Below are 25,562 nucleotides of genomic sequence, written 5' to 3'. Positions count from 1 at the left end.
GTTTCGGTGGGTAGGATTGATCAGCGGCGGCTTTCTTTCTGCACCGCTCTAAAACGCTTTTCCAGCGCCTGTTTAAAATCGTTGGGCATCACTGCTTTGAATTGCTGAGCTTCGGCGGCCGTGGCAAACGAGCCGTAAATCAGCACGTATTTTTCCTGTTCGCCTTTGTTAATCGGATAGTAGGTTAACGCATCGCGGTAATCGGCGTATTTTTTCAGAAAACGGGTTACCGCGGCTTTATCGGACAGCACCATCACCTGCAACGTAAAGTTATTCGGCGGCTGGGCCATGATCCAATCGTAGTCGCCGCCTTCGGAAATCGGTTTGCCAGGCTTGCGCTCCGCCGGTTTTGCCGGGGCCGTCGCTACTGGCGGAGCCGCGGCAGCGGCCGGAGCGGGCGCGGATTCGGCGCTTGCCGCAACAGCGGCGGGTTCGGTTGCGCCCGGTTTCGGCGCCGCATCGGCGTTAACCGGAGCTGGCGCGGCGCTTTGGCCAATTGAGCCTTGCTCTACTGAGGCCGCGGCCGATTCGGGTTTGACTGGCGCCGGGGCGAGTTCGGGAGCCGCAGCGGTTACTGCGGGGGCCGATGCCGGGGCATGAACGGGCGCAGGAGCTTGAACCTGGGCCGGTGCCGACGCTGCGGCGGCAGGCATTGCCGGCGCGGCAGGCTGCGGCTGCGGACTCGCCGGTTCAGGCGGCTCCGGCACCGAAACGGCTGGCGCCGGCGACGCGGCCTCAGCTGTCGGCTCGGCCGGTTTCGCGGGCTCGGCCAAAGTAAGCGGCGCCGGTTCCGGCGGTGGCGCTGGTTCGGACGGCATTAGCTTGAGCGCCACATAACCGGCTCCGGCTGCAATCGCGGCGATGCCCAGCCACAACCCGGTCCGGGCGGTTTTACGGCTCTGGTAGTGAGCCAGCTTGGGCAATTCGGCCAGAATCTTGCCCGGAATGCCGTGGGTGTCGCGATACACCTGCTCGACCAGGCTATCGGTGACGGCATTGAACGACAATACCGCGCCGGGTTGCGCCGACAGGTTTTGCAAATACTCGCCGCATTGTTTTCGGTTCAACGGCGGCAATTCGATAAAGTGGCATTCCTCGACCACTTTGTCGGTGCCGCTCTTGATATGGAATTGGTCGTGGCTCATCGCAAACACCAAACGCAAGCCCGGAATCGAGTCGGCCAGTTCGATCAGCATCGTCAGCAGACCGGGACTCAAGTCGCCGGCATCGTCGACCAGCAACACCATTTTTTGCCGGGTGCAGGCGTCGCGCAACGCGTTGATGTCGAAAGCGGATGCGGTTTTCAGGTTCAGGCCGCGCAGCAGTTCGACGACCAGGCTTTCGAAACTCGAATTCGGCGTGGCCCGTAGCAGCACGATGTCCCACAAGTCCTTACGGTTTTGGCGAACGGTTTCCAATAGCGTGGTTTTGCCGATGCCGTCCGGGCCGCAGACGATCAAAGACTGCTGCAGGTTCGCCAGCAAGTGCACCAACAAATCCAATTTTTGCGAGCGTTCCAGCGTAATCAGCGCCCGCTCCGGACTGTTGTTGACCGAGCGGCGTTGGTAGCTGTAGGTCAGGTCGTCGTTATCCAGCATAACCGTTTAACGTGGCTTGCAACTGGGCCAAATCGATGTTGACCGGCAACGACGCCTTGCCGAGCGCTTCCAACAAAATCACCCGAATCTTGCCATCGACGTTTTTCTTGTCGACCGCCATCAAATCGACGTATTGCTCGGTGGCCATGTCGGCCGGCGGCGTCACCGGCAAGTTGGCGGCTTTGAAGATCGCGATAATGCGCGCCACGTCGGCATCGAGCAACCAACCCAGCCGGCGCGACAAATCGGCGGCAAAACAGGTGCCGATGGCGACCGCTTCGCCGTGCAGATAATGGCCGTAACCGCTGCCGGTTTCGATAGCGTGGCCGAAGGTGTGGCCCAGGTTCAACGTCGCACGCACGCCGGATTCGAATTCGTCTTCGCCGACCACCTCGGCTTTGTTGATGCAGGAGCGCTCGATGGCATAGGCCAACGCGGCCTTGTCGCGGGCCAGCAAGTTGGGCAAATTGGCTTCCAGCCAGTGCAAGAATTCCGGATCGCGGATCAGGCCGTATTTTATGACTTCGGCCAGGCCGGCCGACAATTGGCGGTCGTCCAGCGTATCGAGCACGTCGGCGTCGGCGATCACGCATTGCGGCTGGTAGAAGGCGCCGATCATGTTTTTGCCCAGCGCATGGTTGACGCCGGTCTTGCCGCCGACCGACGAATCGACTTGGGCCAGTAACGTGGTCGGAATCTGGATGAAGGCGATGCCGCGCTGGTAACAGGCCGCGGCAAAACCGCCCATGTCGCCGATCACGCCGCCGCCCAGCGCGATCAACGTGGCGTTGCGGCTAAATTTATTGGCCAGCAAGCCGTCGAAGATTTTTTCCAGATAATGCAGGGTTTTGTACTGCTCGCCGTCCGGCAGAATCGCGGCTTCGGTCTGGTAATCGGCCAGATTGGCCAGAACTTGGTTTAAATACAGCGGCGCAACGGTTTCGTTGCTGACCACCAGCACTTGTTTGGAACGAATGTGCCGACGCAATAAATCGGCTTGTTGCAACAGCCCGGAACCGATGTAGATCGGATAACTGCGCTGGTTGCCTAAATCAACTCGCAATTCTTTCATGGTCTTCCAGAGCAGCCTGGTATTGCTGCAAGATGGTTTTGACGACGGTTTTGGTGGGCAGTACGCCCGAATCGATTTTGAAATCGGCGCACTCCCGGTACAGCGGGTCGCGCTCGGCCAGCAGGGTTTGCAAGCGCTGGCGCGGATTTTCGGTACGCAATAACGGCCGCTGGGTATCGTGTTTGGTGCGGTGCAGGATTTTGTCGATCGAGCATTGCAGATAAACCACGAAACCGTTCTGGATCAAGGCCTGGCGGTTTTCCGGTTTGATCACGGCGCCGCCGCCGGTCGCCATGACGATGCCCTGTTTCAGAGAAAGATGGTGAATCACCGCCTGCTCGCGCAGCCGAAAGCCCTCTTCGCCCTCGTAGGAAAAAATGGTCGGGATATCGACCCCGGTGCACTCCTCGATCACTTTGTCGCTGTCGTAAAACGGCCATTGCAACGCTTTGGCTAGCTGCTTGCCGATGGTGGTCTTGCCGACGCCCATCAAACCGATCAGATAAATATTGGCCGCTGGTTTCATTGCATGGCTGATTATGCGCACTAAAAAACCGGAGCATTATGCCCACTTTTGCCGGCGAGTGAAATTTTAAGATGCACGCGGCTTGGCTGTCAGGCCTGTGTCTTTGCGGTTATGACGCGATGACAAGGTTTGTTGCCGGCGATGCCTTCATTGAAACGTTAACCGCAAAGCAGAAGAAGGTGGGGATTTGATTGGATAAATCTCCCCTAACCCCTTTCATGCCATTTGGGTACTTTTTTAAAGAGGGGCGGGGGAGATTTTTCAAAACAATTCCCTCTTCATCCCCTATGCCCCAATTTACCCAGTCCTTAACTTTCGTCGCTGCCGCCGCTATGGATTCCCGCTTTCGCGGGAATGACGCGACAGGGGGTATTCAATAATGAAGCCACCGTCCATCAGACCAATTACGTTAACCGAACTGCGCCGCAATCTGACCTTGGATTTTTTCCGCCATCGCCTTGCGGTCGGCGGCGTCGCGGATCGGACGGCCGACGACGATGTAATCCGCACCGTTCTGGATGGCCTGTTCGACGCTGACCGCGCGTTTTTGGTCGTCGTCTTCGCGGTTGTCGACCGGGCGAATGCCGGGCGTGATGACCAGCAGTTTTTCGCCGAGCTGTTCGCGGATCATCGCCACTTCCAAACCGGACGAGACGATGCCGTCGCAGCCGATTTGCAGCGCCCGCTTGGCGCGCGACAATACCAGCTCCTTGACGTCGCATTGAAAACCCAAATCGTCCAGATCGCCGCGGTCCAGGCTGGTCAATGCGGTCACGGCCAGTACTTTCAAATCGCCTTTGGCGGCGGCGGCGGCTTCCATGATCGAATCGTTGCCGTGTATTGTCGCCAAATCCACGCCTTTATTACTCAAGGCTTTGATCGCCCGGCCGACTGTGGCCGGAATGTCGAAAAATTTCAGATCGACGAAGACTTTTTTATCGCGCGCCTTCAGCCATTCGATGAATCCGAAATAGTCGCCGGACATGAACAATTCCATGCCGACTTTGTAAAAAACCACCGCGTCGCCGAGTTCTTCGACCAGGGCTTGGGCTTCGGCGATGCTGGCGACATCCAGCGCCATGATCAGGCGGTCGCGGACCGGAATGGGTTTTTGCGAAATGAATGAATTGCTCATGGCGGCTATTGGCTGGGGTAGTTCTAAAAGCGTAAAAAATAACAGAAGAACGCCGCCTATCCTAAATTTTCGCGGCCGGCGGCAACCGCTCGAGCCGATTGCCGCACAAGTTTGCACTGGACGCACGCCCCGGTTAGCGGTTATAACCTGTCCGACGGAGTGCGGCGACCATAGCCGTTTTCCGATTCCGTTGGTCCTCATAAAAAACGCATCCCGCATTGGCGAGGGCGCAAAAACGACAAGGAGATTGCGGTTCCCACGGCACCAGCCGCGGGCGAAAAACCGCAAACGGCCCGGCAAATTAGCGGCCTGCAGAGCGAGCAAGGAACGTCACCCAAGTTTCATTAAGCTTTCATTAAGCCGAAATAAGCCGGGTGTATGGTTCTATAATTCAGGCAGACACGTGAAGTTAACTTGGCTAATTCAATAATTTGATATGACTCAGTATCGCCCAAAAGGATTTATCCGGCCGCTGCGGCCCGAATTGCAAAGCATCAAACGTGCGACCGATACCGCGCTGATCTTCGTCACCCTTTACTTGTCGCTACATGTCTACAGCGAACCGTTCGGTAAAGAATATCTGGGCTTGTTCATCGTCTGCACCGTATTGTTCGGTATTTTTGCCGAGCATCAGGAGATCTACCACGGCTGGCGCGGCGATCCGATGTTCGACGATGCGATCCGCATCCTGCTGTCCTGGATTTTTGCCTTTGCCCTAGTAGCCGGCGGCTTTTTCGTGTTTGACTTCGGCTTCGAATATTCCCGCGAGGTCATGGAGCTGTGGCTGCCGCTGGCGCCGCTCAGCATCATCGTGCTGCATACCTTGCGCCGCTCGGCCCTGTCCTATCTGCGCCTGCACGGCATCAACACCCGCACCTACGCCATCCTGGGCGGCAATGCCCTGGGCCGGCGCCTGAACGTTGCCTTGACCGAAATGCCCTGGCTGGGTTATCAATTCATCGGCTTTTTCGACGACCGCATCGAAAACAAGCAGCGCCGGGAACAGGAAGACATGGTCGACAACATCATCGGCGATTTCAAGGAACTGCTGGACCGGGCCAAACACGGCGAAATCGACCATATCTACATCACGTTGCCGCTACGCGCGGAAAAACGCATCAACCAATTGGTGCAGGAACTGGCCGACAGCACCGTATCGGTCAATATCGTGCCGGACTTTTTCACGTTCAACCTGATGCAATCCAAGCTCAGCAGCGTCAAGGGGATTCCGGTGGTCAGCGTGTTTGACACGCCGTTGAATTCGTCGCTGGACGGCACCGCCAAACGCCTGGAAGACTTATTTTTATGCGCGATCATTCTGCCGCTGATCGCGATCCCGATGCTGCTCATCGCCATCGCCATCAAACTGACCTCACCGGGGCCGGTGATTTTCAAACAACTGCGTTACGGCGTCAAAGGCGAACCGATCGAAGTCTGGAAGTTCAGATCGATGACGGTTTGCGAGAACGGCGATACCGTCAAACAAGCCACCGCCAACGACAGCAGGGTCACGCCTCTCGGCGGCTTCCTGCGCCGCACCTCGCTGGACGAACTGCCCCAATTTCTGAACGTGCTGGCCGGCACCATGTCCGTGGTCGGCCCGCGCCCACACGCCATCGCCCATAACGAATACTACCGCAAGCAAATCCAGGGCTACATGCTGCGCCACAAGATGAAGCCCGGCATTACCGGCCTGGCGCAAATCAGCGGCTGCCGCGGCGAAACCGAAACCATCGACAAAATGGAAGCCCGCATCCACCACGACCTGGAATACATCCGCAACTGGTCGGTGATCTTGGATATCAAGATTGTGATTATCACGATCTTCAAGGGGTTTGTCGGGCAGCAGGCGTATTGAATCAGTGAAAAGTACCTCGTACCGACCCTAAGTTTTTAGAAAGGCCTAGGTAATAAGTTTATCGAGGCGCGAGCAAAAGAACCAGCGCCCCTTCTGGGCTACTTAATAATGGCCGCCGTAGATGGCCTGTATAAACAGTGGATAAAACCCAAGCAGTTAGGGGAGTTCGTTTTTGAACTCGAGCCGGCACTTTAGTTTGCATGCCGCCATTGCATTAAAGCCAATGTTTAGCGTGAAAATCAGAATTCAGAAACCGATGCTATTTGATGCCGTTAAACAATGGTTAATTAGGCTTTGCGTAAGCAAAGGCGGACCGTACCAACAATATAAAATAAACGTTTTTTTTGGCTTGCTGAGTATCGGCTTGGCATTTTTTTTGTTCGTAGAATCGTCCCATCCTCCGTTAGAAATATTCGGCAAGATTCCCGGGCTTGATAAAGTGGCCCATTTTTTTGCGTTTTTTATATTGTCGTTTTTTTTATATTTAGCAATTTTTAATTTTTTTCGGAATAAGCTGGCGAAGCTATCTTGGATAGTAATGCTAGCGGTTGCAGTACTAGGCGTTGCCGAAGAATGCTATCAGATGACTAAGATCGAACGAACCGCAAGCATACAAGATTTAGCGGCGGACGTATCTGGAGGCCTGGTTGCTGTTTTTCTATTTAGCCGATGCCATATATTGAATAAACTTAAGAAATATCTGGCCTGATATTCGTCAGAGATGCAATGTTATAAGCATATTGGTCAGTATTAATAGGGTGCATTCGTTTAATTGGACTAACTGAAGTACTGTATGAGCGTTATTTCAAAAAGCAAAGTTTATCGCGCTAAGCCCCTTGATAGGGAGGCCGGAATAAAGCCCGATAAAATGGGCTTCGGGTTTTTTGAGCTTTTTGCATTTTTTTGCGGGATTCCCTATTTTTATACAATAAATTTATTCGGGGAATTGTACGCCACAGAGTTGTTGCTACCGATAATGGCGCTGCTGCTAGTACTCTTTCGCGGAGAACGGACGATATTTCGAGAAAAACTATTTTGGCTGTTTTTTTTCTCGATTTTGATGATGATAATAGGATATATGATTTCCGACCTAATGGCAGGAACGTCGAAAGCAAATTATATTAGGGCCTGGGGACGTAATTTGGTTCTAATGTCAGACTTTATTAGTTTGGCGATAGTTGTGTCGGCAGATAAAAAATATGCATGGTGGTATGTTTTTGGGGTTGCGTTAGGTTCGGTTATTTATTTAAAGCTAGCGGGGATACCTTTCGATAACGCCCATTGGAAGATCGAATACAGCCAACCGGTATTGTTGCTGGTCTTCATTGCCGGATTCTTTATACCCAATTTTCTTAAAGTATGGCTGACGGCGTTTATTGGAGTTTTTAGTTTTTTTATGGATGGTCGTTCGTTTGGAGTCATATCTTTGGTTTTGGCTGGGATGCTTTGGATTAGATTGGGAAATCGAGACGGTTTAAGAATCAGCGGCAAGGTTCTGTTCAATATGATCTTATCGGCTGCGATACTGGTTTCAACTGTCGTAACGGTGCTGGAACAAACAAATCAAGAATATTCTGCAAGACGCGAGGCTTCTTCCTTATCTCGTTTCGCCGCCATTAAAATTGCTTTGATTGCAATCGGCGACTCGCCTTTCATCGGTTACGGCTCCTGGGGTGAAGGGACGAAAAAATACGCAGATATGCTCTATGAGCAAACGGTAAGGGAACAGAGAGAGGTTCGGCAAAGCAACATTCGCCGAGGCAAAAGTTTTTTAGCCCATTCTCAAATGCTGCAGAGCTGGATGGAAGGCGGTATTTTGGCTGCGCAGCTATTTGCTTTTTACGGTTTTCAACTATTAATTGGCCTTAAAAGAATAGTCACCTTGAAAAAATTAGATTATGTTTACCAAGTGTATGGTTATTTTGCATTGATTGGCTTTTGGAATTTATTCATGAGCCCATATAGCGGAAGCCACCGGTTGAATATCGCGGTGGCAATGGCGATATTGTGTGCAGTTAAAATAGAGTCCGTTTTAAAAAAGATTAGGCCACAATAAATATAGTCGATCAATTCAACGCCTGTGACTTTAGTATGTGGATTTTTAACTATATAAAAAATTTTTCTAGCTCCAGTAAAAAAATGAAGCTTTTAAAGGGAGCTGTAGGCGGATTCTCATTGAAGGTGTCTTCAGTAGGCCTGAATTTTTTAGCTTCCATCCTAATGGCGAGGATATTAGGCCCTTCAGAATATGGAGTTTATTCTTATGCCATGGTTATTGTATTCTTTCTTTCGGTGCCAACAACATTGGGTCTCCCGTCACTGATGGTTCGTTATGTTGCGAATTATTCTACGACTGGCAAATGGGGTTACATGCGAGGTTTAATTGCCACCGCAAACAAGGTAGTAATTTTTAGTTCTTTACTATTGGCTGGTGCAGTTTGGATAGTTAGCGCGACCCTTCGCTCTGACTTGAGCCAACAGCAATTTCTTACTCTGCAATTGATTGTGTTCCTACTTCCGCTGATGGCGCTAAGTGGCATTAGAAGTTCCATATTACAAGGATTAAACCATACGATTTTAGGACAACTTCCAGAAACTCTGCTCAAATCGGCGGCAATAGTAATATTACTCTATTTAGCCCATCTATATGTTCCGCAAGATCGGTTAAATCCATCATTTGTAATGATGATACAAGTTTTATCTACAGGAGTAGCATTTATTGCCGGATATTTCCTACTTTGGAGAAGATTGCCAAGCCAAGTTATTAAAGCCAGCCCCGAATACGAATATCAAAAATGGAAAGAATCGGCTATCCCGATGATGCTATTTGGGGCGATGCTATTATTAAATCAAAAAACGGACCAATTAATGTTGGGGTGGTTGGAAGGATCCTATAGTGTTGGCGTATTCGAAATAGCAACTAGAGGTGTCGACTTCTTTTTGTTCATATTAAATGCAATAAATATTGCTGTAGCTCCAACAATCACCAGCCTACATTCAAAAAACGAATTCCGTAAGCTTGATAAATTGATCTCCAGTTGTACCTATGCGATCTTTTTTATCTCCTTGGCCTTGTTTTTAGTTTTGTATTATTTTGGAGATTTTTTAATTGAGTTTCTTTTTGGCCAAAAGTATATAGAATCCTACCAGCCTATGGTTATTTTGGCGGCTGGACAATTAATTTGCGCATCCTTGGGTTCGATGGCTGGACAGCTGCTTATAATGACAGGCCACGAAAAGGATACCGCCAAAGCGATTGGAATTGGGGCGGTTTTAAATATAGTGCTTTGTAGTACGCTCATACCGCGGTTCGGACTGAATGGAGCGGCGCTATCGTCTGCGGTTAGCTTGGTAAGCTGGAGCTTAGTTTTGGTTTATTTTTCGGCAATTAGGCTCGGCATTAATACAACTGTGCTAAAAAATCTATTTCGATTTGGGTTTATAAACAGGGTCGTTTGGATTTTGATAGGCAGATATGCTTACAAATTAAAATATAAGAAATTTAATGCCCACCTGAATACATACGTTAGCCCAAGCTCCTCTTTAAACGACTATGTCCGAATCGGCAGCGGCACTCACCTTAATAACGTTTCGATAGGGAAATGTACTTACATTGTCAATGCGAAATGCTCTAATGCCAAGATAGGCTCCTTTTGCAGTATTGGACCACATGTTCTGATTGGAGGGCTCGGGAACCACCCTACGACAATCCTCAGCACTAGCCCAGTATTTTATTCACCTTTTAAGCAATGCGGCATTTCATTCTCAACAAAATTTGATTTTCAGGAGCTAAAGCCGACAATTGTGGGTAACGACGTATGGATTGGCGCCAGGGTTACCATTCTCGACGGCATTACTATTGGCGACGGAGCCATTGTAGCAGCCGGGGCGGTAGTTACGGCTGATGTACCACCCTATGCGATTGTTGGCGGTGTTCCTGCCAAAATTATCAAATACAGATTTAGCGAGGACGTTATCAACGAGTTAACGTCTTGGCGTTGGTGGAATTTGCCGCTAGATACTATTGCCCTAATCGCGCAAAAATTTGTAGACAACCATACCTGGCAAGTTAAAGACATTCTGGGATTAAAGGAAAAGGCTAATGAATATAAATCGGCTACCGACTCTTAATTCAAGAATTTTCTTTGCGTTAGGAACGTTTATATTTGGCGGGCATGTTTTTGCTAGATCTTCTTTTGAGTTTTCAGTTGACAATTATTCCAAGCAAAACTTTTTCAGTACTGCGGCCATTTCATCGATTAAAGATAAGAAAAATATTAACAGTGTCGGTAGTGTCGAATATCGATTCACAATTTCCACAGAGGATGCCGGTTGGTATGAATTATGGGTGGAAGCTGGAGATTGGCCCACCGACTTATTCCTTGATAATCAACTGTTAGGACATTTTCCTTTAAGAAGTTCGGTATGGCGACAGGAAGGCCGACTCCGTAAAGTTACCAATTTAAAACTTGACGAAGGCGAGCACGCAATCCGGTTCGGTCGCTTGTATTTTCCAGGCTTGCCGAATATTAGAAATATAGCGTTAAAGCCTTCCGAAAATTATTCCGGCATGGTGGCCGCTAAAGTTAATGCCAGTTCAATGGTGTTCAGGAAAGGCGAGCCGTTTCAGCTTTATTTGCAAACCGGTCAATCGGCAGGAACTTTAAATTTAAACATACGCGAGACTCAGAATGAGAAAATAATTTGGAGTACCAATCAGCCTGCGACAAGCGCGGGCGAAACTTTGAGCATTCCGACTGACCGCGAAGGCGTATTCGATTTAACGATAAAACATCCCGTCGCTGGTCAATCTGCGCGTACTATACAATACGTGGTTATCGATACGGATAATCCAAACGCCGATATTGCGTCGAGCGAAGATAAACAACCAATCGCCACAATAGACCCTGCCACATCTGCTGCCGATTATTACAGCTCGCTTCCAATTTTAGCAAAAGGCTACGTCGAATCCGGTTCTAACGGCGCTTATGAGAACCCTGTAAACCCCGACTATTTTGCTTACACCTTGCGACTGCCAGATAAAAATGGATTTTACCTGGTAGAGGTAGATTATCCTGACGATGAAAATCGAACGTTTACTATTTCCCTGATCGACGAGGCGGTCAATCCTTATGCGTTGGACTCTGGGGTGGTAACGGGCGGATCTTTTCCATTATCAAATTCCACCAAGACCTCTCAGCTGTATTTCTATGCGAGAACCAATAATCCAAGGTTGCTATTTTTAAATTGGCACGCTAACCAGCAGATCGCTTTAAGCCAAATTAGAGTTTATAAAATTTCATCCGGGTTGCCATCTTTAATGGCACAGCCATCAGAAAGATTGTTTGGAACTTTTTTCGAGGAAACGCTGCGTTTTACCACGTATTTTGGAGCCGGTCCAAAATCGAGCGAATGGGATGAAATTAAAAGGGCAGCCGATCGTTGGGCTGAATGGTCAAGGTTCGTTGGCAACAATTTATGGATGCAATCTATTGCAAATTACCAGTCGGTGATGTGGCCAAGCAAAGTATTGCCCGGATATGCGCCGGCGGAAGAAGATCGTTACGGATTGATTGGGCCGCCATCGGAAAAGGATCCGGTACAGAAAGACCTAGTGCGCTTGTTGCTCTTGACCGCTGAAAAGAATAATTTGGCTTTTATCGGAGAGCTAAATATCCCGTTGATTGGCTTTATTCGCGATGCTCTGGATTTGCGCTTCGGAGGTAGCGGAGATTCCAGCCGAAATACGAACGAAACACCCTGGCTTACTGTATCCGACCAAGGCAAGATTGGCGGTAAGTCGCCCTTCGATCCGTATTTGAATCCTGTGCATCCTAAGGTTCAAGAATGGGTCGAAAGCATATTCTCGGAACTGGCAGAGCGTTATAAGGATTCTCCAGCATTTAACGGACTCGCGGTTAGGTTAATGGGATGGGCATTCTCGTCATGGCAGGCTTTTCCTTCTATACATTGGGGATACGACGACTTTACCGTCCGATTATTTGAAAAAGAAACTGGAATAGAAGTGCCAGTGCCCGAAACAGATGCCGGACGCTTTAAAAAAAGATACGACTGGCTAACACAAACCCAGTACGAGCGGTGGGTGTCTTGGCGCTGCAATAAAATCTTTGATTTCTATAAACGACTCGCAAGCATTCTGCAGTCCGCTAAGCCTGGATTGAAGCTTTACATTAATGCGTTCGGACCGGATTATTCCGCATCGGATTGGGGACAATATGGCGGATGGCGCGGGCGGGCCGCAAAACTCAACAAAATGGGGTGGTCGGCTGTCATAAAAGAATCCGGTATCGATCCCGAAATGTTCAAATCATATCCTAATATCATATTAAGCAATGCGTCGTATTATCCACCAGGTGTCAGAGCCAAAGGCGCCGAAGCAGCAAGCCAAGCCGAAGTTGAATGGAAAGAAATTCAGGACCCAAGTTTTATTTCGGCTGCGGCACATAATGATAAAAATGCAAGCGAAAGCTCGGTGCAGTTTTTATCAAACTATATGGAGTACGATTTCCCGGTAATAAATATTGGCTTTAATAAGCTGCTTAGAGATAAGGATAAACTGAGGATTTGCGGAGCTCTGGAGCCGCCAGGAAGATTAGTATTAAGCCGTTATTTAGATGCGATGGTAAAAGGGAACATCACTTTGTTTACCGATGGCGGCATTGGCTACATTCTCGGTCAACCGAACGCATTGAGGCCATTTTTAAAGGAGTATCTAAACCTCCCGAAAATCCCAATGCAAAAGGTCGCTAATGATAGCGATGTAATAGCGCTTTGGTATGGCTTTAAATCGGATCAGGTCTATTACTATTTAGTGAATAAATCGGACAAGGCAGCTAATGTTAAAATAAACTTTAGTGGTGGGAGTGAGAGCATTCGACTTGCGTCAAGTCAAGTTGACGACACAGCGACGATATCTTTAGAACCTTATAGCTTAAAATCCTTCACAACCGTTGAGCCAAATAGCTATCCCATGCGATTTGACATCGTTTCGCTAAATTAAGATTAGTAAAGAATATTTGAGTAGCGTCCGCATAATTATATATTAATATCCGGTAACGTTTTGGAAATACAATCGCGCGATAATGTGAGGTGCAGCGTGCACTCTAGGTTCTGATTTATGTATAAATTTAGACATTGTTTATTTAATTAAAGGACCTCAGTTTGAAAATATCTATTGTGACAATTTCGTTTAATCAGGCGGAGTATCTTGAGCGGTCGATAAGGTCCGTTTTGGATCAGAATTATCCCGATCTGGAATATATTATCGTTGATCCCGGCAGCTCTGATGGCAGCAGGGAGATCATTGAGAAATATCGAGATAGGTTTGCCAAGGTTATATTCGAGCCTGACCAGGGGCCGGCAGACGGCTTAAACAAGGGATTTTCGCATGCAACTGGCGAAATATACGGCTATTTGAACTCGGACGATACTCTTCTGCCGGGCTCATTAAGTTTTGTAGCGGAACAATTTAATAATGCCGCTGAAATCGATGTGCTTTCGGGGCATGCTTATATTGTCGATAAGTTCGATAATGTAGTACAAAAAGTCTTTTCCCATCCATTCTCGCTAGGTGCATATGCAGTGGGAAGTTGCGTATTAGTCCAGCAGTCAACTTTCTTTAAGCCCGGCTTGTTCAAAAAAATAGGCGGATTTAATAAGGAAAATAGAATTAGTTGGGATGGCGAGTTGATGGTGGACTTTGCTATAAATGGAGCGAAATTCAAGCTTGTGCGTAAATTCCTTAGTTGCTTTCGAATTTACGATGAGTCTATTACTGGTTCAGGCCAACAGGTGAGTGAAAAATACAAAATCCAGCACCAAAAAATTGTTAAAAAAATACTTGATGCAGGCTTTAGGCCTCGTTCGAAATATTGGGAGTGGTTGATTACTCGTGCCAAGGATCCGCTATCTACAGTTGAAAGGATAATTGATGGATTTTTGCATAGAAAGCGATTGGTTTGATTATGAAGATTTTACATATTATCCGTTCGGTTAATCCGGAAAGCGGTGGGCCGATTGAAGCGGTCATTCAGTTATCATTAACTATGCAAGCGCAAGGCCACACGATTGAAATTCTCAGCTTAGATTCACCCGATAATCAGGCTTTGATAAATGAGTGCCCTCTCAAGGTAAATGCGGCAGGCCCAGCAAAAGGGGTTTATGGCTATAGCAGAAATTTTATACCTTGGCTGGAAAAACACGAAAGTAATTACGACGCTTTTATAATTAACGGCATTTGGCAATACCAAAGCTTTGCGACCCATAAAGTACTGAAAGAGAAAAAGCGACCCTATTATTTATTTACCCACGGAATGCTCGATCCTTGGTTTAAGCGCCAATATCCACTTAAGCATTTGAAAAAGTATCTATATTGGTATTGGGGAGAATATCCTGTCATTCGAGATGCCGCTGCGGTTTTGTTTACCTGCGAGGAGGAGCGGATATTAGCCCGGCAGTCTTTTTGGCCTTATCGTTGTAACGAAATTGTTGTGAATTTTGGTACCGCTGGCCACATAGGTGATGCAAAGGAACAAAAGCAAAAGTTTTTCGAAAAGTTCCCTTCTCTACGAAACGGGAGGTTTTTATTATATTTAAGCCGGATCCACCCCAAAAAAGGTGTCGATTTATTAATCGAAGCCTTTGCAAAAAATCTCAATCAGTTAGATGATTTGCAGTTAGTTATTGCAGGGCCCGATCAAGTTGGATGGCAAAATCAGCTACAAGATTTGGCTAATAGATTGGGTATTGCAAATAGGATAACGTGGACCGGGATGTTGAAAGGGGATTTAAAATGGGGAGCCTACTACTCTGCCGAAGCCTTTATACTGCCATCGCACCAGGAAAACTTTGGAATAGTGGTGGCTGAGTCGCTGTCTTGCAGTTTGCCTGTATTAATCAGCGATAAGGTTAACATATGGCACGAGATCGCGAATGCTGACGCCGGTTTAATCGCAGCAGATACGCTCAACGGTTGCCACGAACTGATAGAAGGCTGGATAAATTTAACTAGTTCCCAACGTGAAGCGTTGAGACATAATGCGCTTAATTGCTTTAGAACTTATTTTGAGATTGGCAATGCCGCTAAGAGTTTACTCACCACTCTTCAAAAGTCGCCTCGAGTTAATGCTAGTAAAACTTAGGTCGGTCGCTGTTCTAAATTTCTGTCAATTGCTTTTAGTTTGCTCAAATATTTAAAGGATAATCATGAAAGTTGGAATATTGACTTATCATTTTAGCGATAATTACGGGGCTTTATTTCAGGCGTACGCATTGCGTAAATGGTTCGTCGACGCGGGACACGATGCAAGTTTCATAAATTACCACCCTGAGCACGTAGAGGCTGGTGGCGAAATAGATATTCGAAATTTGTTCTCGAAAAATAATGCAAAAGTTATATATTTAAGACTATCCAGATTGAAAAATAAATGGTTCGGCAACAGTTTGCAGCATGATGGGTTTGAACAGTTCAGGCGTGATTTCCTTGGCATATTCGGTAAACAGTATAAAACTGCCAAGGAATTAGAATGCGCGGAACTGGAATACGATTTATTGGTTTGCGGTAGCGATCAAGTCTGGAATCCGTCAGAGCATTTCGGCGTTGACCCAGTATATTTTCTGGATTTTAAAATTAAAAATAGTGGTGCTCGACGCATATCATACGCACCCAGTTTCGGCCGGAGCGAATTAAATCCGAAATACGACGACCAAATTAAGCAGTTACTCCTTAAACTGGACGGTATATCCGTAAGGGAGATGTCTGGAGTATCAATCGTTAAGCAATTGATAGGAACTGAACCTGTATGTGTTCCTGATCCTACCGTTTTGCTTTCGGATTACACTGATATTATTAAGCCTTATGAGGTTTCGTCTAGTAAACACGTATTTTGTTATGGTTTGCGATCAAGAGCGGTGATTGGAGACGTTGCCGAATCGATAGCAAAACATTTCGATGCCGCTCTCTATTCTCCCCATAATCCACACCGGAGATGGAGGGAAATCGGCGAAACTGTATACCCATGCCCTCGGCAATGGTTATATTTATTGGCAAAAGCTGAGTTTGTGGTGACTAACTCTTTTCACGGGACTGCCTTAAGTATATTACTGAATAAGCCTTTTGTGGTAGTTGGTTTACAGGGGAATAGATCAGGATTTAACGCCCGAGCATTAAACTTGCTTGAGCTTGTAGGCCTTAACTCTAGATTTATTGATGCGTTTAGCCAGGAAAAAGTGGCTGATTTAATAAATGATTCTATTAACTGGGAAGAGGTTAATGGAAAGTTAAATGACCTTCGTTCTTGCGGAGCTTCTTATTTAACACAACAGTTATCTTGTACTTCAGAAGCATTCAATGGCTAGCCAATTTTCAAAATATAAATATGTTGATACATTGTCCAGAAGGAGTAAGCTGCAGAGATTGATTTGGACAATTGTTTGGTGGTTGTTCTTCCGAACTACGCCTCGCTGGTGCATGAATTCGTGGCGAATATTTTTGTTGAAAGTTTTTGGCGCTAAACTCGGTGTTGGCAACAAAGTCGCTCCCTCCTGCTTCGTTTGGGCGCCTTGGAATCTTGAAATGGGTGACTACTCTGTGCTTGCTGAAGGTGTCGATTGCTATAGTATGGATCGTATACATATTGGTTCTAAAGTTGCAGTTAGCCAGCGAAGCTTTCTTTGTACTGGTACGCACGATATTTCTTCACTGCGTCGCCCTCTCATAACAAAACCAATACATATTGGTAATCACGCTTGGATCTGTGCAGAAGCATTTATCGCTCCTGGGGTTTCAGTTGGTGAAGGTGGCATCGTTGGAGCTAGAGCTGTTGTAACGAAAAATGTTGAAGCATGGTCGGTGGTTGCTGGCAATCCCGCTGTATTTGTTAAGGATAGAAAAGTAGTTGATAACTAAGAAGGTTTTATTATGTTAATAAAGGATTTGCTGAATGTCTTAATTATCCCGTACGAATATGCGTTTGATTTTTTTCGTGCGTTGAAATGGAGTAAGGCCTCCCCCTTGTGTCCAAGGAGCAAACAGCTACACTATGACATTTTGCTCTTGGCGCACACTGTAGAGAAGGGACTAAGCATATCCAGTCCGAGGCCGAAATTCGGGCGGGAAAAAATAAATAGATTGTTGGATCATCTAGATAATTATAAGCCTGAATGGGGTGTCTTCGCCCTAGAGAAAAGCTATGGCTGTCTTCTTGCTTATGTTAATTGGCACAAGGATAGGCAAATTAATTTGGACGATTTTGGCAATAGGATTGATTTATTTCTTACGCGCTGTGAAGGATTAAAAATTTCACCCAAAGGAGGGGTTAAGAATATAAATAATTCGTCTGTCGAATTTAATGCAGCCGCCGAATATTTCCTAAAGTTACGTTTCAGTTGTAGACGATTTTTACCAGGAATAGTAGAAAAGGCAATTTTGAATAGAATCGCGGAAATTGCGCAGCGTACACCGTCACAGTGTAATAGGCAGTCTGGCCGAATACATTATTATTCCAGCCCGGAAGACATAGATAAATTACTCCGATTGCAGGGTGGCGCCGAAGGCTTTCGTGAGTCTGTACAAAATTTATTTGTAATTTCGTCTGAAATTAGTGCTTGGAGTGGATTCAAGGCTAGGAGCCAGGCCTATGTCGATGGTTCTTTATTGGCTATGCAGGTGTTGAATGCTTGCCAAGCACTAGGCCTCGGAGCATGTCCCTTAAATTTAGCCGTATCTAACAGAAGGGAGCTAGATATTTGTACGGCAGGAAAAATACCCAAAGGCGAAAGATTAATTATGATGATTGCGTTTGGGTTTCCTGAGCCTATTGACTTAGTTGTCGCTCGTTCGGAGCGAATGCCTATTGAGAGTTTGCTTGTTAAGCACTAACGCGTTTGAATAGAAATAAATTATATGAAAGATATATCTGTTGTTATTTTAACTTATAACGAAGAGAAACATATCGCTCGCTGTATAAAAAGCGTTCTTCCGATTGTAGCTGAAATATTTGTTGTTGATTCGTATTCTAGTGACGCGACGGTTGATATAGCTAAATCTTTAGGCGCTACAGTCTATCAAAATGTCTTTATTAATCATGCGGCCCAGTTTCAATGGGGCCTTGATAATTGTCCGATTAAAACAGGGTGGATAATGAGATTGGATGCAGATGAATATCTTGAACCCACTTTGGTCGAAGAAATTCAAAAAAAATTTTCTTCGCTGTCTAACGATATTAGTGGCATATGCCTGAAGCGTAAACATTATTTTCTCGGTCGCTGGATTCAACATGGTGATCGTTATCCGCTGGTTCTGCTGCGAATTTGGAGGGCCGGGCATGCGCATATGGAAAAGCGATGGATGGACGAACATATTGTTCTCGACATGGGTAATTCTGTGGTATTTGACGGTGATTTCGTCGATGATAATTTAAACTCGGTGGATTGGTTTATTTCTAAGCATAATGGCTATGCTAGCAGGGAAGTGATAGAGATACTGAATCATAAATACAAGTTATTTTCCAGAGATAGTGCTCTTGAAAAGTCAGAAGGTGGGCAAGCAAAAATTAAAAGAATGGTAAAAGAGAGATTTTATAATCGCATGCCTTTATTTGTGAGGCCTTTATATTATTTTATCTATAGATATTTCTTAAGACTGGGTTTTCTCGACGGTATTGAAGGCTTCGCGTATCATTTCATGCAGGGCTTCTGGTATAGATGCTTGGTGGATCTTAAATATCTTGAGGCGGAGCGCTTTTTGATTGGGGCTGATTCGAACGAGGAAAAGATAGCACGATTGGAGCAACTAACTGGCTTAAAGCTAGAAGCTCTATAAAATTTAATTTGCACGTTGGCCAGATAGGGGGATATCAATTGAAAGGCAATAAAAAAAGTACGTTAGCAGAGTATTCTCGGAATAAGACCCTTGAGTAGGTTTATATAGAGATTTCTTTAATGAAAATTCTTTTATATGGACTCAATTATGCTCCGGAACTTACTGGCATAGGTAAATATTCTGGAGAAATGTGCGAATGGTTGGTAGAGAATGGGCATCAGGTTAGGGTTGTCTGTGCTCCGCCCTATTATCCGGAGTGGCGAGTTGGCAAAGGATACAAAAATTGGTTGTATTGCACGGAAGTCATAAGGGGCGTTCGAGTCTTACGTTGCCCACTATTTGTACCTAGGCAACCGACAACTATTACTCGGCTACTGCATTTAATCAGTTTTGCGTGTTTCAGTTTCCCAATTTTGTTGCGTCAATGGGATTGGAAGCCCGACGTAATAATTTGCATTGAGCCGACTTTCTTTTGTGTACCTGGCGCATTATTGTTCTCCAAGGTTGCTGGCAGCCGTACTATGCTACATATACAGGATTATGAATTAGACGCCATGCTAGGACTTGGCATGGGAAAGCCGGGTCGGATTGCACGTATGGCAAGAGCTTTGGAAGCGTGGTTTATGCGGCGCTTCGATATGGTCTCTAGTATTTCGTATAGCATGCTGGATAATGCAGCTCGAAAGTTAGACACTAGAGACAAGCTATTTTATTTTCCTAATTGGGTAGATACCGAATTTCTGACTCCGTATGGGAATCCTGATATTTTTAAGAAAAAATGGAATATTCCTGCTAATACGAGGGTCGTTCTTTATTCTGGCAATATCGGCAAAAAACAGGGCTTGGAGATAGTTTTACAAGCTGCTAAGGAATTAGAAGCCGACAAAGAATTGCTGTTTGTGATAGTGGGAGCAGGTGCAGCCAAGGCTGATTTGATAAATTTAGCGGAACAGTTGCAATTGCACAACGTAAAGTTTTTTCCATTGCAACCGTACCAAGATTTACCGGATTTGATGGCAATCGCAGACATACATTTAGTTATACAAAAAAAAGGTGCGGCTGATGCGGTATTGCCCTCAAAGTTAACGGCAATTCTTGCAGTTGGGGGTAATAGTATATTAACTGCTGAGGCGGACACAGAGTTAGGATTGTTATGCGAAAAATATCCAGGTATTGCAACACGTATTGAACCTGAAAGTTCGGCTTTATTGGTTGAGTCTATAGTTTCTATGCTGTCCGAATTGCCGCCTAAACAAGTGGGCGTATATAACCAGTTGGCTCGCCAATTTGCACTTGATAATTTAAAAGAAGATCGAATTTTGACGCGATTAGTGGAGAAATTAGCTAATCGATAATTCTAGTTGAGCCTTGACAAATTGTCGAAAGGTAAGCGCTTGTCGGTTAATTATTTTTCGGCACGAGGTCGGGCACATTAATTGAATTGAATATAGATTGCCTAGCAGCTTTATTTGGAATGGGTTTGCGTGATGCCGACTAAGAAGATGCCGCTCCTACCTCCAGAGCGGCACTTCTTAATCCAATTTTAATAATACTTTAATATTTAATCTAATTTACTCGGCGGGAGTGATTTCCCATAATGTAACCGATGATGGCGGCAAGTCGGCGTCGGGAATGGTTACGGTGCCGTTGGCAACTGAGATGGGCCGCATTCTTGTTGATCTAAGACTTTTCGCTTCTAAAGTTTGCCATTTGTTCAGATTATTATTTAAATAAATAAAATACGGATTTGCTTGTGTTTCCGATATTACGGATTTTGTCACGTTGACTTTCGATGCCGAAAACGGGAGATTTTTTAAGATAATTCGGGCTTGTTCGGTCGGCGCTAGTTCTTGGACGTTTATGAAGTCCCAATTTTGGTTGAAAACCAATACGCCGACTTTAGACGAATCTGAGCTGGCAATGACTCCTATAGAATCCTGGCGAACCGGAACTGTCGAGACTCGGTGATCGGGCAATCTGTTTAACATTGTTGCAACGTTGTAGATCGCTTTGGGTGTTTGAGTGTCGGAATGCAACAAGCTGGGCCAGCCCCATAAGTTTTCCAGAACGCCCTCTGCGTTTGCGGCTTTATGATCAAAGAATGTCAGGAGTGCTCCTTCGTCAATGTTGTTTTCAGCCGCGTCCAACACAAAGCGAGCAACCCAAGAGGCGCCTATATTGTTTCCATTAATTAGCGCCTTTGGTATGTTTCTGGTTTCGAAGCTGGGACCCCATTCAGAGAACATTATCGGAACATCGGCCAAGCCCAACTCATTGAGTTTGCTATGCAGGAATTCCGATAATTCGGTGATAGTAGGATATCGACCGAAATAAGGTATTCCGACAAGCGGCTGGACGTTGCCGTAATAGTGAAAGGAAAAGAAATCGATGCGCGAATTTTGGGCGGCCACACCTTTAAGAAATTCTTCTGCCCAATTGATAGTTCCGAATCCGCCAAAGGAAAATGTAGTCATGGCGGGACCGCCAAGCCTGATTTTCAGCTCAGGGTGTTCTTTTGTCAGTTTGTTCGCGGCGTTTGACCAAGCGGCGTAGATTTTCAGATATTCGGCCATGGCTCTTCTGGAGGAATTGCCCAGTTTTTCGGCAAACATCCATGCCATTCCCGTAGTGTCTGGTTCGTTGGCAACTTCAAAGTCGGCCTCGTTAAAGCCGTTGTCTACGGTTACATGCTTCAAGAAGGCGTAAGCGTATGCTTCGTAGGCGTTCCAATCTGCAATGCCATACTTTCTTCCGCTAGCAATGCCTGCAGCGATAGCATTCTGGGGAACTTGGGCAACAGCGATATGAGGGATTAAATTGTTTGTTTTGCAGTTGGCCAGAACTAACGATAAGCGGTCGGAAAATCTAAAGCTTAATTTCTTGGTTATTGGTTCTATGTCGAGACTATTGGGTGATTCGACATTGAGTATTCGTGCTTTTGAAATGCCAATCGGTTCCAATATTTTCATTGTGCCTTTAGATAGCGGGTTTTCCATGGAGGCTTCATGAAAATATTGGCGCATTAACTTTATGTCTTCAGAATTCGAGACATTATATGCAGACCTTGAGTCGACAGTAATCGTTTGCAGAGCATGGCATTCGCTATATGCGAACAAGCCGATTATTATTATCTTCGCGGATTTACTAAGTTTGTGATTGTTGGGTGAAAAATATCTGAATAAATACTGGTTGTCGGAAGATTCCTGGTTTGCAGCATTCGACTGTGTATTGCGAAGAGATGTAATCGTGGTCATAACTAGCTCCTTAGTTTAGTGCATTTCCGTCTTAAGAATAGCACGCTTTTTCTAAGGCCTTGATTTTTTGAATCAATGACAGCTTCACGATAATTTGGCGTTTTGCTGCCGCGTGAGGTTACACGGATTAGTGCAGCAATTATCGGGGGAATAAACAATGTTTAAATTTTATCTAATGTTGTATTTTAAAAGTATCTCATCGCGTCGCGTCGCGAGTGAAAGCCTCTAAAATATTGAATAATAAAGTGACTCAGCGGTTAAGCCAGTTTTCTCTTCCAAAAAACTTTCGCGCCAAAAATGCCGTAATCGTGCAAATTTGGTGGATTGTTCAGTCGATTTTGTTCGCCTGGTCCCCCCAGTTTCTATATGGCTGGAGGCGATTTCTATTGCGCTTGTTTGGAGCAAAGATAGGAAAAAATGTAATCATTAGACCATCAGTAAAAGTTACATATCCGTGGAAATTAAGTATTGGCGATGACTCCTGGATTGGAGACGATGTTGAGCTCTACACATTGGGGGAAATTCAGATAGGAAAGAATACCGTAATTTCTCAAAAGTCCTATCTTTGCACTGCCTCCCATGACTATACAAAAGAGACATTTGATATTTATCAGCAGAAAATAGTAATAGAAGATGAGGTTTGGATAGCAACTGACGTGTATATCGCGCCGGGCATCACTATCGGCAGATGCGCTGTTGTTGGAGCCAGAAGCACAGTTCTGGACAATATGCCTTCTGGAATGATTTGTGTCGGTTATCCGGCTCGACCTATAAAGCCTCGCAAAATTGGCTGAACCACCTCGTTTGGTTAGGACGTCGTAGCCAGTGCGAATACTGTTGCCCTACTTTAGTTGCGTTGGGGTGGCGAATTGGCCATCTTTTCCATTTAGCACTAAGTTTTGCTAATCACCTGAATCCGTAACTTCTCATCTACAAAGCTCTTGAATGAAATTGCTATTTAAGTAGCGTTAGAGAAATCAAAGCGGCAGTTGTATTAAATGTTTACGGCGGCTTTGAGCTTTGAAGCCACGGATTCAGGAATACAAAATTAAATTAGAAGATTAATAGCCTGTTAACCGCGAATCTTGAGTTTAATTGCAATGAGCCAAGTCAAGAACTCAAGGATTATCTGGTTTGAGTTAAGTTAATTTACTTTAATCAATTCCACATCAAAAATCAGCGCCGCATTCGGGCCGATGTCGCGGCCGGCACCGCGTTCGCCGTAGGCCAAGTTTGAAGGAATGAAGAAGCGGTATTTGGCGCCTTCTTTCATTAACTGGACGCCTTCGGTCCAGCCGGGGATGACTCTGTTCAGCGGGAACGTGGCCGGTGCGCCGCGGCTGTAGGAGCTGTCGAACTCTTTGCCGTCGATGGTAGTGCCTTTGTAATGGACGGTGACGTTGTCGCTAGCTTTGGGCGATGCGCCGGTGCCTTCGGTGAATACTTGGTATTGCAGGCCGCTGGCGGTGGTGGTTACGCCGGCGTTTTTGGCGTTGTCGGCCAGGTATTTTTCGCCGGCGGCTTTGTTTTCGGCGGGGGTGTTGGCGTTGGCCAGTGAGAACATAACGAATCCTGTGATAAATGCGATTAATGTGGCGATAACTCGTTGTTTCATAGACTTCATGAATACTCCGGTGAGGTGGTGGAGCCGTTAAATTCAAGGCGGCTGCGCCGGATTAGCAGCGAGCGCACGCCTTGGCTTGACGGAATCGGATTAAAGGGGCGGCTAGTTTATCAGTTTTTGGCTTCCAGCTCTTGCCGGCAGCCGGCCAGTTGCGCGTCGTAACGCACCGCGCGTTGGTGCACTTTTTGCGCAGTATTCATCAGCCACTGTTTCGACAGGTAGCTGCTGCGCTGAAAGCCGCCCAAGCCTTCGTGGTAGGTCAAGTAAAGCTTTTGCGCGTCCGAGGTCGGGATGCCGAGTTTGCGGTTGCTGGTGGCGCAGTACCAGGCCACGAAGTCGCAGCTATCGGCAAAGTCTTCGCGGTCTGCCCACCAGTTGCCGGCTTGCTTTTGGTAGTCGGCCCAGGTTTCGTCTTTGGCTTGCGGATAGCCGTAAGCGCTGCTGGAGCGGAACCAGGGAATAAATCCTAAAATCAGCGGCCGCGGCGGCTGAGCGTCGGCGACAAAGCTGGATTCCTGCCGGATAATCGCCATTTGCACCGCGATCGGTACGCCCCAACGCCGGGCGGAACTGAGCGTCGCTTGGTACCAGTCTTCTTTCTCGCGGAAGATTTGGCAGATGTTTTCGGGGTTTTTCGGCGGTAGGCTTGCGCAGGCCGACAAAACGGCTAAGCTTGCCAGACAAAAAAATCTGTTTAACATACCCGGTCTCAATCCATAACAAATACAAAGGTCCGGCGACGGTGTTCCGAATTAACCAGCCCGGAACGCACGGCCGAGGGCAAGGATTACAACATGTTCGCTACCGAAAATCGCGCCTACCGAAAAAGCCTCGCCAGCCACGGACTTTTGTACCTAGGCTTGGCGGAGCATGAAATTGTCGTGGTAAATCTGTCGATAACCGGCCTGTTGGCGCTGTTAAAGGTTAACCCGTCGTTGGCCGGCATCAAGGACATTTTTCGCGCCTTGCAAGTTTCGCCGCTGATCGACTTTTATCTGCCCGACATGAATCTGGCAGGCGAAGCGGAAGTGGTCAGGGCAGAGTCGGTCGACGCCGGCTTTCAGATCGCTGTGGAATTCCGTAACCTGTCTTACGATGTCGACAATTTGCTCTACAGCCGCCGCGCCTACCGGAAAAACATTTCCGCCGCCGGCCATATCGTGTTCAACGATACCGATTATGCGTTCAATACCGAGAACGTGTCGATAGACGGCATCATGATCCGCATGTTGGGCAGAATAGCCGTCGAGGAAGGCACAGTTGCCAGTTTCGATTTTCATCAACTCGGCGTAGAGGGCGAAGCCAAAGTGGTGTGGGTCGAATACGACGAGATTTCGACGCTGATGGGTTTGCAATATTTGCATTTGCGTCGCGGCGAAATCGTCGGCGTACCGAAATTCACGCAACCAATTCTGAAATTGGCATAACGGCGGAGCTTCTGTTTCAGCTTCGATTGTTGGGTTAGGTTCTATCGAGCGAGCCCAAGTTGCACCAGGCACAAGCCGGTGTAGAACCGGACCGGTTTATGGGTAACTCTAAAAATTCAAAATCGTCGCTCCAGCGAACGCGGGAGCCCTGCAAAATCAACAGCATGGATTCCCGCATACGCGGGAATGACGAATTTTTAGAGATTCACTTACGACTTGGATTGCTT

General features: G+C 46.7%; 21 protein-coding genes. 14 read left to right on the top strand and 7 right to left on the bottom strand.

From position 1 onward, the window contains the following. Window positions 1–20 precede the first annotated feature (20 nt). The 4 genes from VXJ35_RS00990 to pyrF form a co-directional block, all read right to left on the bottom strand. Window positions 21–1,598 (bottom strand): AAA family ATPase, encoded by a 1,578-nt coding sequence (locus tag VXJ35_RS00990; RefSeq protein ID WP_064020125.1) that lies wholly within the window; start codon window positions 1,596–1,598, stop codon window positions 21–23. Beyond that, window positions 1,588–2,670, bottom strand: a complete 1,083-nt coding sequence (aroB, locus tag VXJ35_RS00985) for a 3-dehydroquinate synthase (protein ID WP_064020124.1) — start codon at window positions 2,668–2,670, stop codon at window positions 1,588–1,590. The genes VXJ35_RS00990 and aroB overlap by 11 nt, the downstream gene beginning before the upstream one ends. After that, entirely contained in the window at window positions 2,651–3,196 is a 546-nt protein-coding gene (gene aroK, locus VXJ35_RS00980) for a shikimate kinase AroK (protein ID WP_064020123.1), read from the bottom strand. The genes aroB and aroK overlap by 20 nt, the downstream gene beginning before the upstream one ends. Window positions 3,197–3,605: 409 nt before the next feature. Next, window positions 3,606–4,331 (bottom strand): orotidine-5'-phosphate decarboxylase, encoded by a 726-nt coding sequence (pyrF, locus tag VXJ35_RS00975; protein WP_064020122.1) that lies wholly within the window; start codon window positions 4,329–4,331, stop codon window positions 3,606–3,608. Window positions 4,332–4,767: 436 nt separating this feature from the next. Here pyrF and VXJ35_RS00970 point away from each other — a divergent pair, with 436 nt between their 5' ends. From VXJ35_RS00970 to VXJ35_RS00915, 12 genes are all read left to right on the top strand, one after another. Then, window positions 4,768–6,189 (top strand): undecaprenyl-phosphate glucose phosphotransferase, encoded by a 1,422-nt coding sequence (locus tag VXJ35_RS00970; RefSeq protein WP_064020121.1) that lies wholly within the window; start codon window positions 4,768–4,770, stop codon window positions 6,187–6,189. A 196-nt stretch (window positions 6,190–6,385) separates the two neighbouring features. Continuing rightward, the gene (locus VXJ35_RS00965; RefSeq protein ID WP_064020120.1) at window positions 6,386–6,898 is read left to right on the top strand and encodes a VanZ family protein; all 513 of its coding nucleotides are present in this window, start codon (window positions 6,386–6,388) and stop codon (window positions 6,896–6,898) included. Between the two features lie 84 nt (window positions 6,899–6,982). Further along, window positions 6,983–8,245, top strand: a complete 1,263-nt coding sequence (locus tag VXJ35_RS00960; protein ID WP_064020119.1) for an O-antigen ligase family protein — start codon at window positions 6,983–6,985, stop codon at window positions 8,243–8,245. A 35-nt stretch (window positions 8,246–8,280) separates the two neighbouring features. Beyond that, complete coding sequence (locus VXJ35_RS00955; protein WP_064020118.1) at window positions 8,281–10,320, top strand: oligosaccharide flippase family protein; 2,040 nt, start codon at window positions 8,281–8,283, stop codon at window positions 10,318–10,320. After that, complete coding sequence (locus tag VXJ35_RS00950; RefSeq protein WP_082880756.1) at window positions 10,292–13,210, top strand: family 10 glycosylhydrolase; 2,919 nt, start codon at window positions 10,292–10,294, stop codon at window positions 13,208–13,210. The genes VXJ35_RS00955 and VXJ35_RS00950 overlap by 29 nt, the downstream gene beginning before the upstream one ends. Before the next feature lie 161 nt (window positions 13,211–13,371). Further along, window positions 13,372–14,172 (top strand): glycosyltransferase family 2 protein, encoded by an 801-nt coding sequence (locus tag VXJ35_RS00945; RefSeq protein ID WP_064020116.1) that lies wholly within the window; start codon window positions 13,372–13,374, stop codon window positions 14,170–14,172. A 2-nt stretch (window positions 14,173–14,174) separates the two neighbouring features. Continuing rightward, entirely contained in the window at window positions 14,175–15,350 is a 1,176-nt protein-coding gene (locus tag VXJ35_RS00940; protein WP_064020115.1) for a glycosyltransferase, read from the top strand. Between the two features lie 64 nt (window positions 15,351–15,414). Beyond that, entirely contained in the window at window positions 15,415–16,566 is a 1,152-nt protein-coding gene (locus VXJ35_RS00935; protein ID WP_064020114.1) for a polysaccharide pyruvyl transferase family protein, read from the top strand. Beyond that, window positions 16,559–17,116, top strand: a complete 558-nt coding sequence (locus tag VXJ35_RS00930; RefSeq protein ID WP_082880755.1) for a putative colanic acid biosynthesis acetyltransferase — start codon at window positions 16,559–16,561, stop codon at window positions 17,114–17,116. Before VXJ35_RS00935 ends, VXJ35_RS00930 begins: the two co-directional genes overlap by 8 nt. Window positions 17,117–17,128: 12 nt before the next feature. Beyond that, window positions 17,129–18,088, top strand: a complete 960-nt coding sequence (locus VXJ35_RS00925; RefSeq protein ID WP_064020113.1) for a nitroreductase family protein — start codon at window positions 17,129–17,131, stop codon at window positions 18,086–18,088. 24 nt (window positions 18,089–18,112) lie between these two features. Continuing rightward, the gene (locus VXJ35_RS00920) at window positions 18,113–19,030 is read left to right on the top strand and encodes a glycosyltransferase family 2 protein (RefSeq protein ID WP_064020112.1); all 918 of its coding nucleotides are present in this window, start codon (window positions 18,113–18,115) and stop codon (window positions 19,028–19,030) included. A gap of 119 nt (window positions 19,031–19,149) precedes the next feature. Next, entirely contained in the window at window positions 19,150–20,385 is a 1,236-nt protein-coding gene (locus VXJ35_RS00915) for a glycosyltransferase WbuB (RefSeq protein WP_064020111.1), read from the top strand. 216 nt (window positions 20,386–20,601) lie between these two features. Here the strand turns inward: VXJ35_RS00915 and VXJ35_RS00910 are convergent, their stop codons facing one another. Continuing rightward, on the bottom strand, window positions 20,602–22,284 hold the full coding sequence (locus tag VXJ35_RS00910) for a GH39 family glycosyl hydrolase (protein ID WP_064020110.1): 1,683 nt from the start codon (window positions 22,282–22,284) through the stop codon (window positions 20,602–20,604). Window positions 22,285–22,499: 215 nt separating this feature from the next. Between VXJ35_RS00910 and VXJ35_RS00905 the strand changes: the two genes are divergently transcribed. Then, window positions 22,500–23,078 (top strand): putative colanic acid biosynthesis acetyltransferase, encoded by a 579-nt coding sequence (locus VXJ35_RS00905; protein ID WP_269454709.1) that lies wholly within the window; start codon window positions 22,500–22,502, stop codon window positions 23,076–23,078. A 350-nt stretch (window positions 23,079–23,428) separates the two neighbouring features. Here the strand turns inward: VXJ35_RS00905 and VXJ35_RS00900 are convergent, their stop codons facing one another. Both VXJ35_RS00900 and VXJ35_RS00895 read right to left on the bottom strand, forming a co-directional pair. Further along, the gene (locus VXJ35_RS00900) at window positions 23,429–23,908 is read right to left on the bottom strand and encodes an FKBP-type peptidyl-prolyl cis-trans isomerase (RefSeq protein ID WP_064020109.1); all 480 of its coding nucleotides are present in this window, start codon (window positions 23,906–23,908) and stop codon (window positions 23,429–23,431) included. A 110-nt stretch (window positions 23,909–24,018) separates the two neighbouring features. Beyond that, complete coding sequence (locus tag VXJ35_RS00895; protein WP_064020108.1) at window positions 24,019–24,609, bottom strand: transglycosylase SLT domain-containing protein; 591 nt, start codon at window positions 24,607–24,609, stop codon at window positions 24,019–24,021. Window positions 24,610–24,702: 93 nt separating this feature from the next. Between VXJ35_RS00895 and VXJ35_RS00890 the strand changes: the two genes are divergently transcribed. Beyond that, on the top strand, window positions 24,703–25,335 hold the full coding sequence (locus VXJ35_RS00890; protein WP_054759500.1) for a PilZ domain-containing protein: 633 nt from the start codon (window positions 24,703–24,705) through the stop codon (window positions 25,333–25,335). Window positions 25,336–25,562 lie beyond the last annotated feature (227 nt).

The sequence above is a fragment of the Methylomonas sp. DH-1 genome (assembly GCF_046097555.1).
Lineage (GTDB): Bacteria > Pseudomonadota > Gammaproteobacteria > Methylococcales > Methylomonadaceae > Methylomonas > Methylomonas koyamae.
This window is presented reverse-complemented; position numbering and strand designations above follow the sequence as displayed.

Bases quoted from the DNA above. Each gene is read 5' to 3' on its own strand.
- VXJ35_RS00990 (WP_064020125.1), bottom strand. From the start codon at position 1,598: ATGCTGGATAACGACGACCTGACCTACAGCTACCAACGCCGCTCGGTC.
- aroB (WP_064020124.1), bottom strand. From the start codon at position 2,670: ATGAAAGAATTGCGAGTTGATTTAGGCAACCAGCGCAGTTATCCGATC.
- aroK (WP_064020123.1), bottom strand. From the start codon at position 3,196: ATGAAACCAGCGGCCAATATTTATCTGATCGGTTTGATGGGCGTCGGC.
- pyrF (WP_064020122.1), bottom strand. From the start codon at position 4,331: ATGAGCAATTCATTCATTTCGCAAAAACCCATTCCGGTCCGCGACCGC.
- VXJ35_RS00970 (WP_064020121.1), top strand. From the start codon at position 4,768: ATGACTCAGTATCGCCCAAAAGGATTTATCCGGCCGCTGCGGCCCGAA.
- VXJ35_RS00960 (WP_064020119.1), top strand. From the start codon at position 6,983: ATGAGCGTTATTTCAAAAAGCAAAGTTTATCGCGCTAAGCCCCTTGAT.
- VXJ35_RS00955 (WP_064020118.1), top strand. From the start codon at position 8,281: ATGTGGATTTTTAACTATATAAAAAATTTTTCTAGCTCCAGTAAAAAA.
- VXJ35_RS00950 (WP_082880756.1), top strand. From the start codon at position 10,292: ATGAATATAAATCGGCTACCGACTCTTAATTCAAGAATTTTCTTTGCG.
- VXJ35_RS00940 (WP_064020115.1), top strand. From the start codon at position 14,175: ATGAAGATTTTACATATTATCCGTTCGGTTAATCCGGAAAGCGGTGGG.
- VXJ35_RS00935 (WP_064020114.1), top strand. From the start codon at position 15,415: ATGAAAGTTGGAATATTGACTTATCATTTTAGCGATAATTACGGGGCT.
- VXJ35_RS00930 (WP_082880755.1), top strand. From the start codon at position 16,559: ATGGCTAGCCAATTTTCAAAATATAAATATGTTGATACATTGTCCAGA.
- VXJ35_RS00925 (WP_064020113.1), top strand. From the start codon at position 17,129: ATGTTAATAAAGGATTTGCTGAATGTCTTAATTATCCCGTACGAATAT.
- VXJ35_RS00920 (WP_064020112.1), top strand. From the start codon at position 18,113: ATGAAAGATATATCTGTTGTTATTTTAACTTATAACGAAGAGAAACAT.
- VXJ35_RS00915 (WP_064020111.1), top strand. From the start codon at position 19,150: ATGAAAATTCTTTTATATGGACTCAATTATGCTCCGGAACTTACTGGC.
- VXJ35_RS00910 (WP_064020110.1), bottom strand. From the start codon at position 22,284: ATGACCACGATTACATCTCTTCGCAATACACAGTCGAATGCTGCAAAC.
- VXJ35_RS00900 (WP_064020109.1), bottom strand. From the start codon at position 23,908: ATGAAGTCTATGAAACAACGAGTTATCGCCACATTAATCGCATTTATC.
- VXJ35_RS00895 (WP_064020108.1), bottom strand. From the start codon at position 24,609: ATGTTAAACAGATTTTTTTGTCTGGCAAGCTTAGCCGTTTTGTCGGCC.
- VXJ35_RS00890 (WP_054759500.1), top strand. From the start codon at position 24,703: ATGTTCGCTACCGAAAATCGCGCCTACCGAAAAAGCCTCGCCAGCCAC.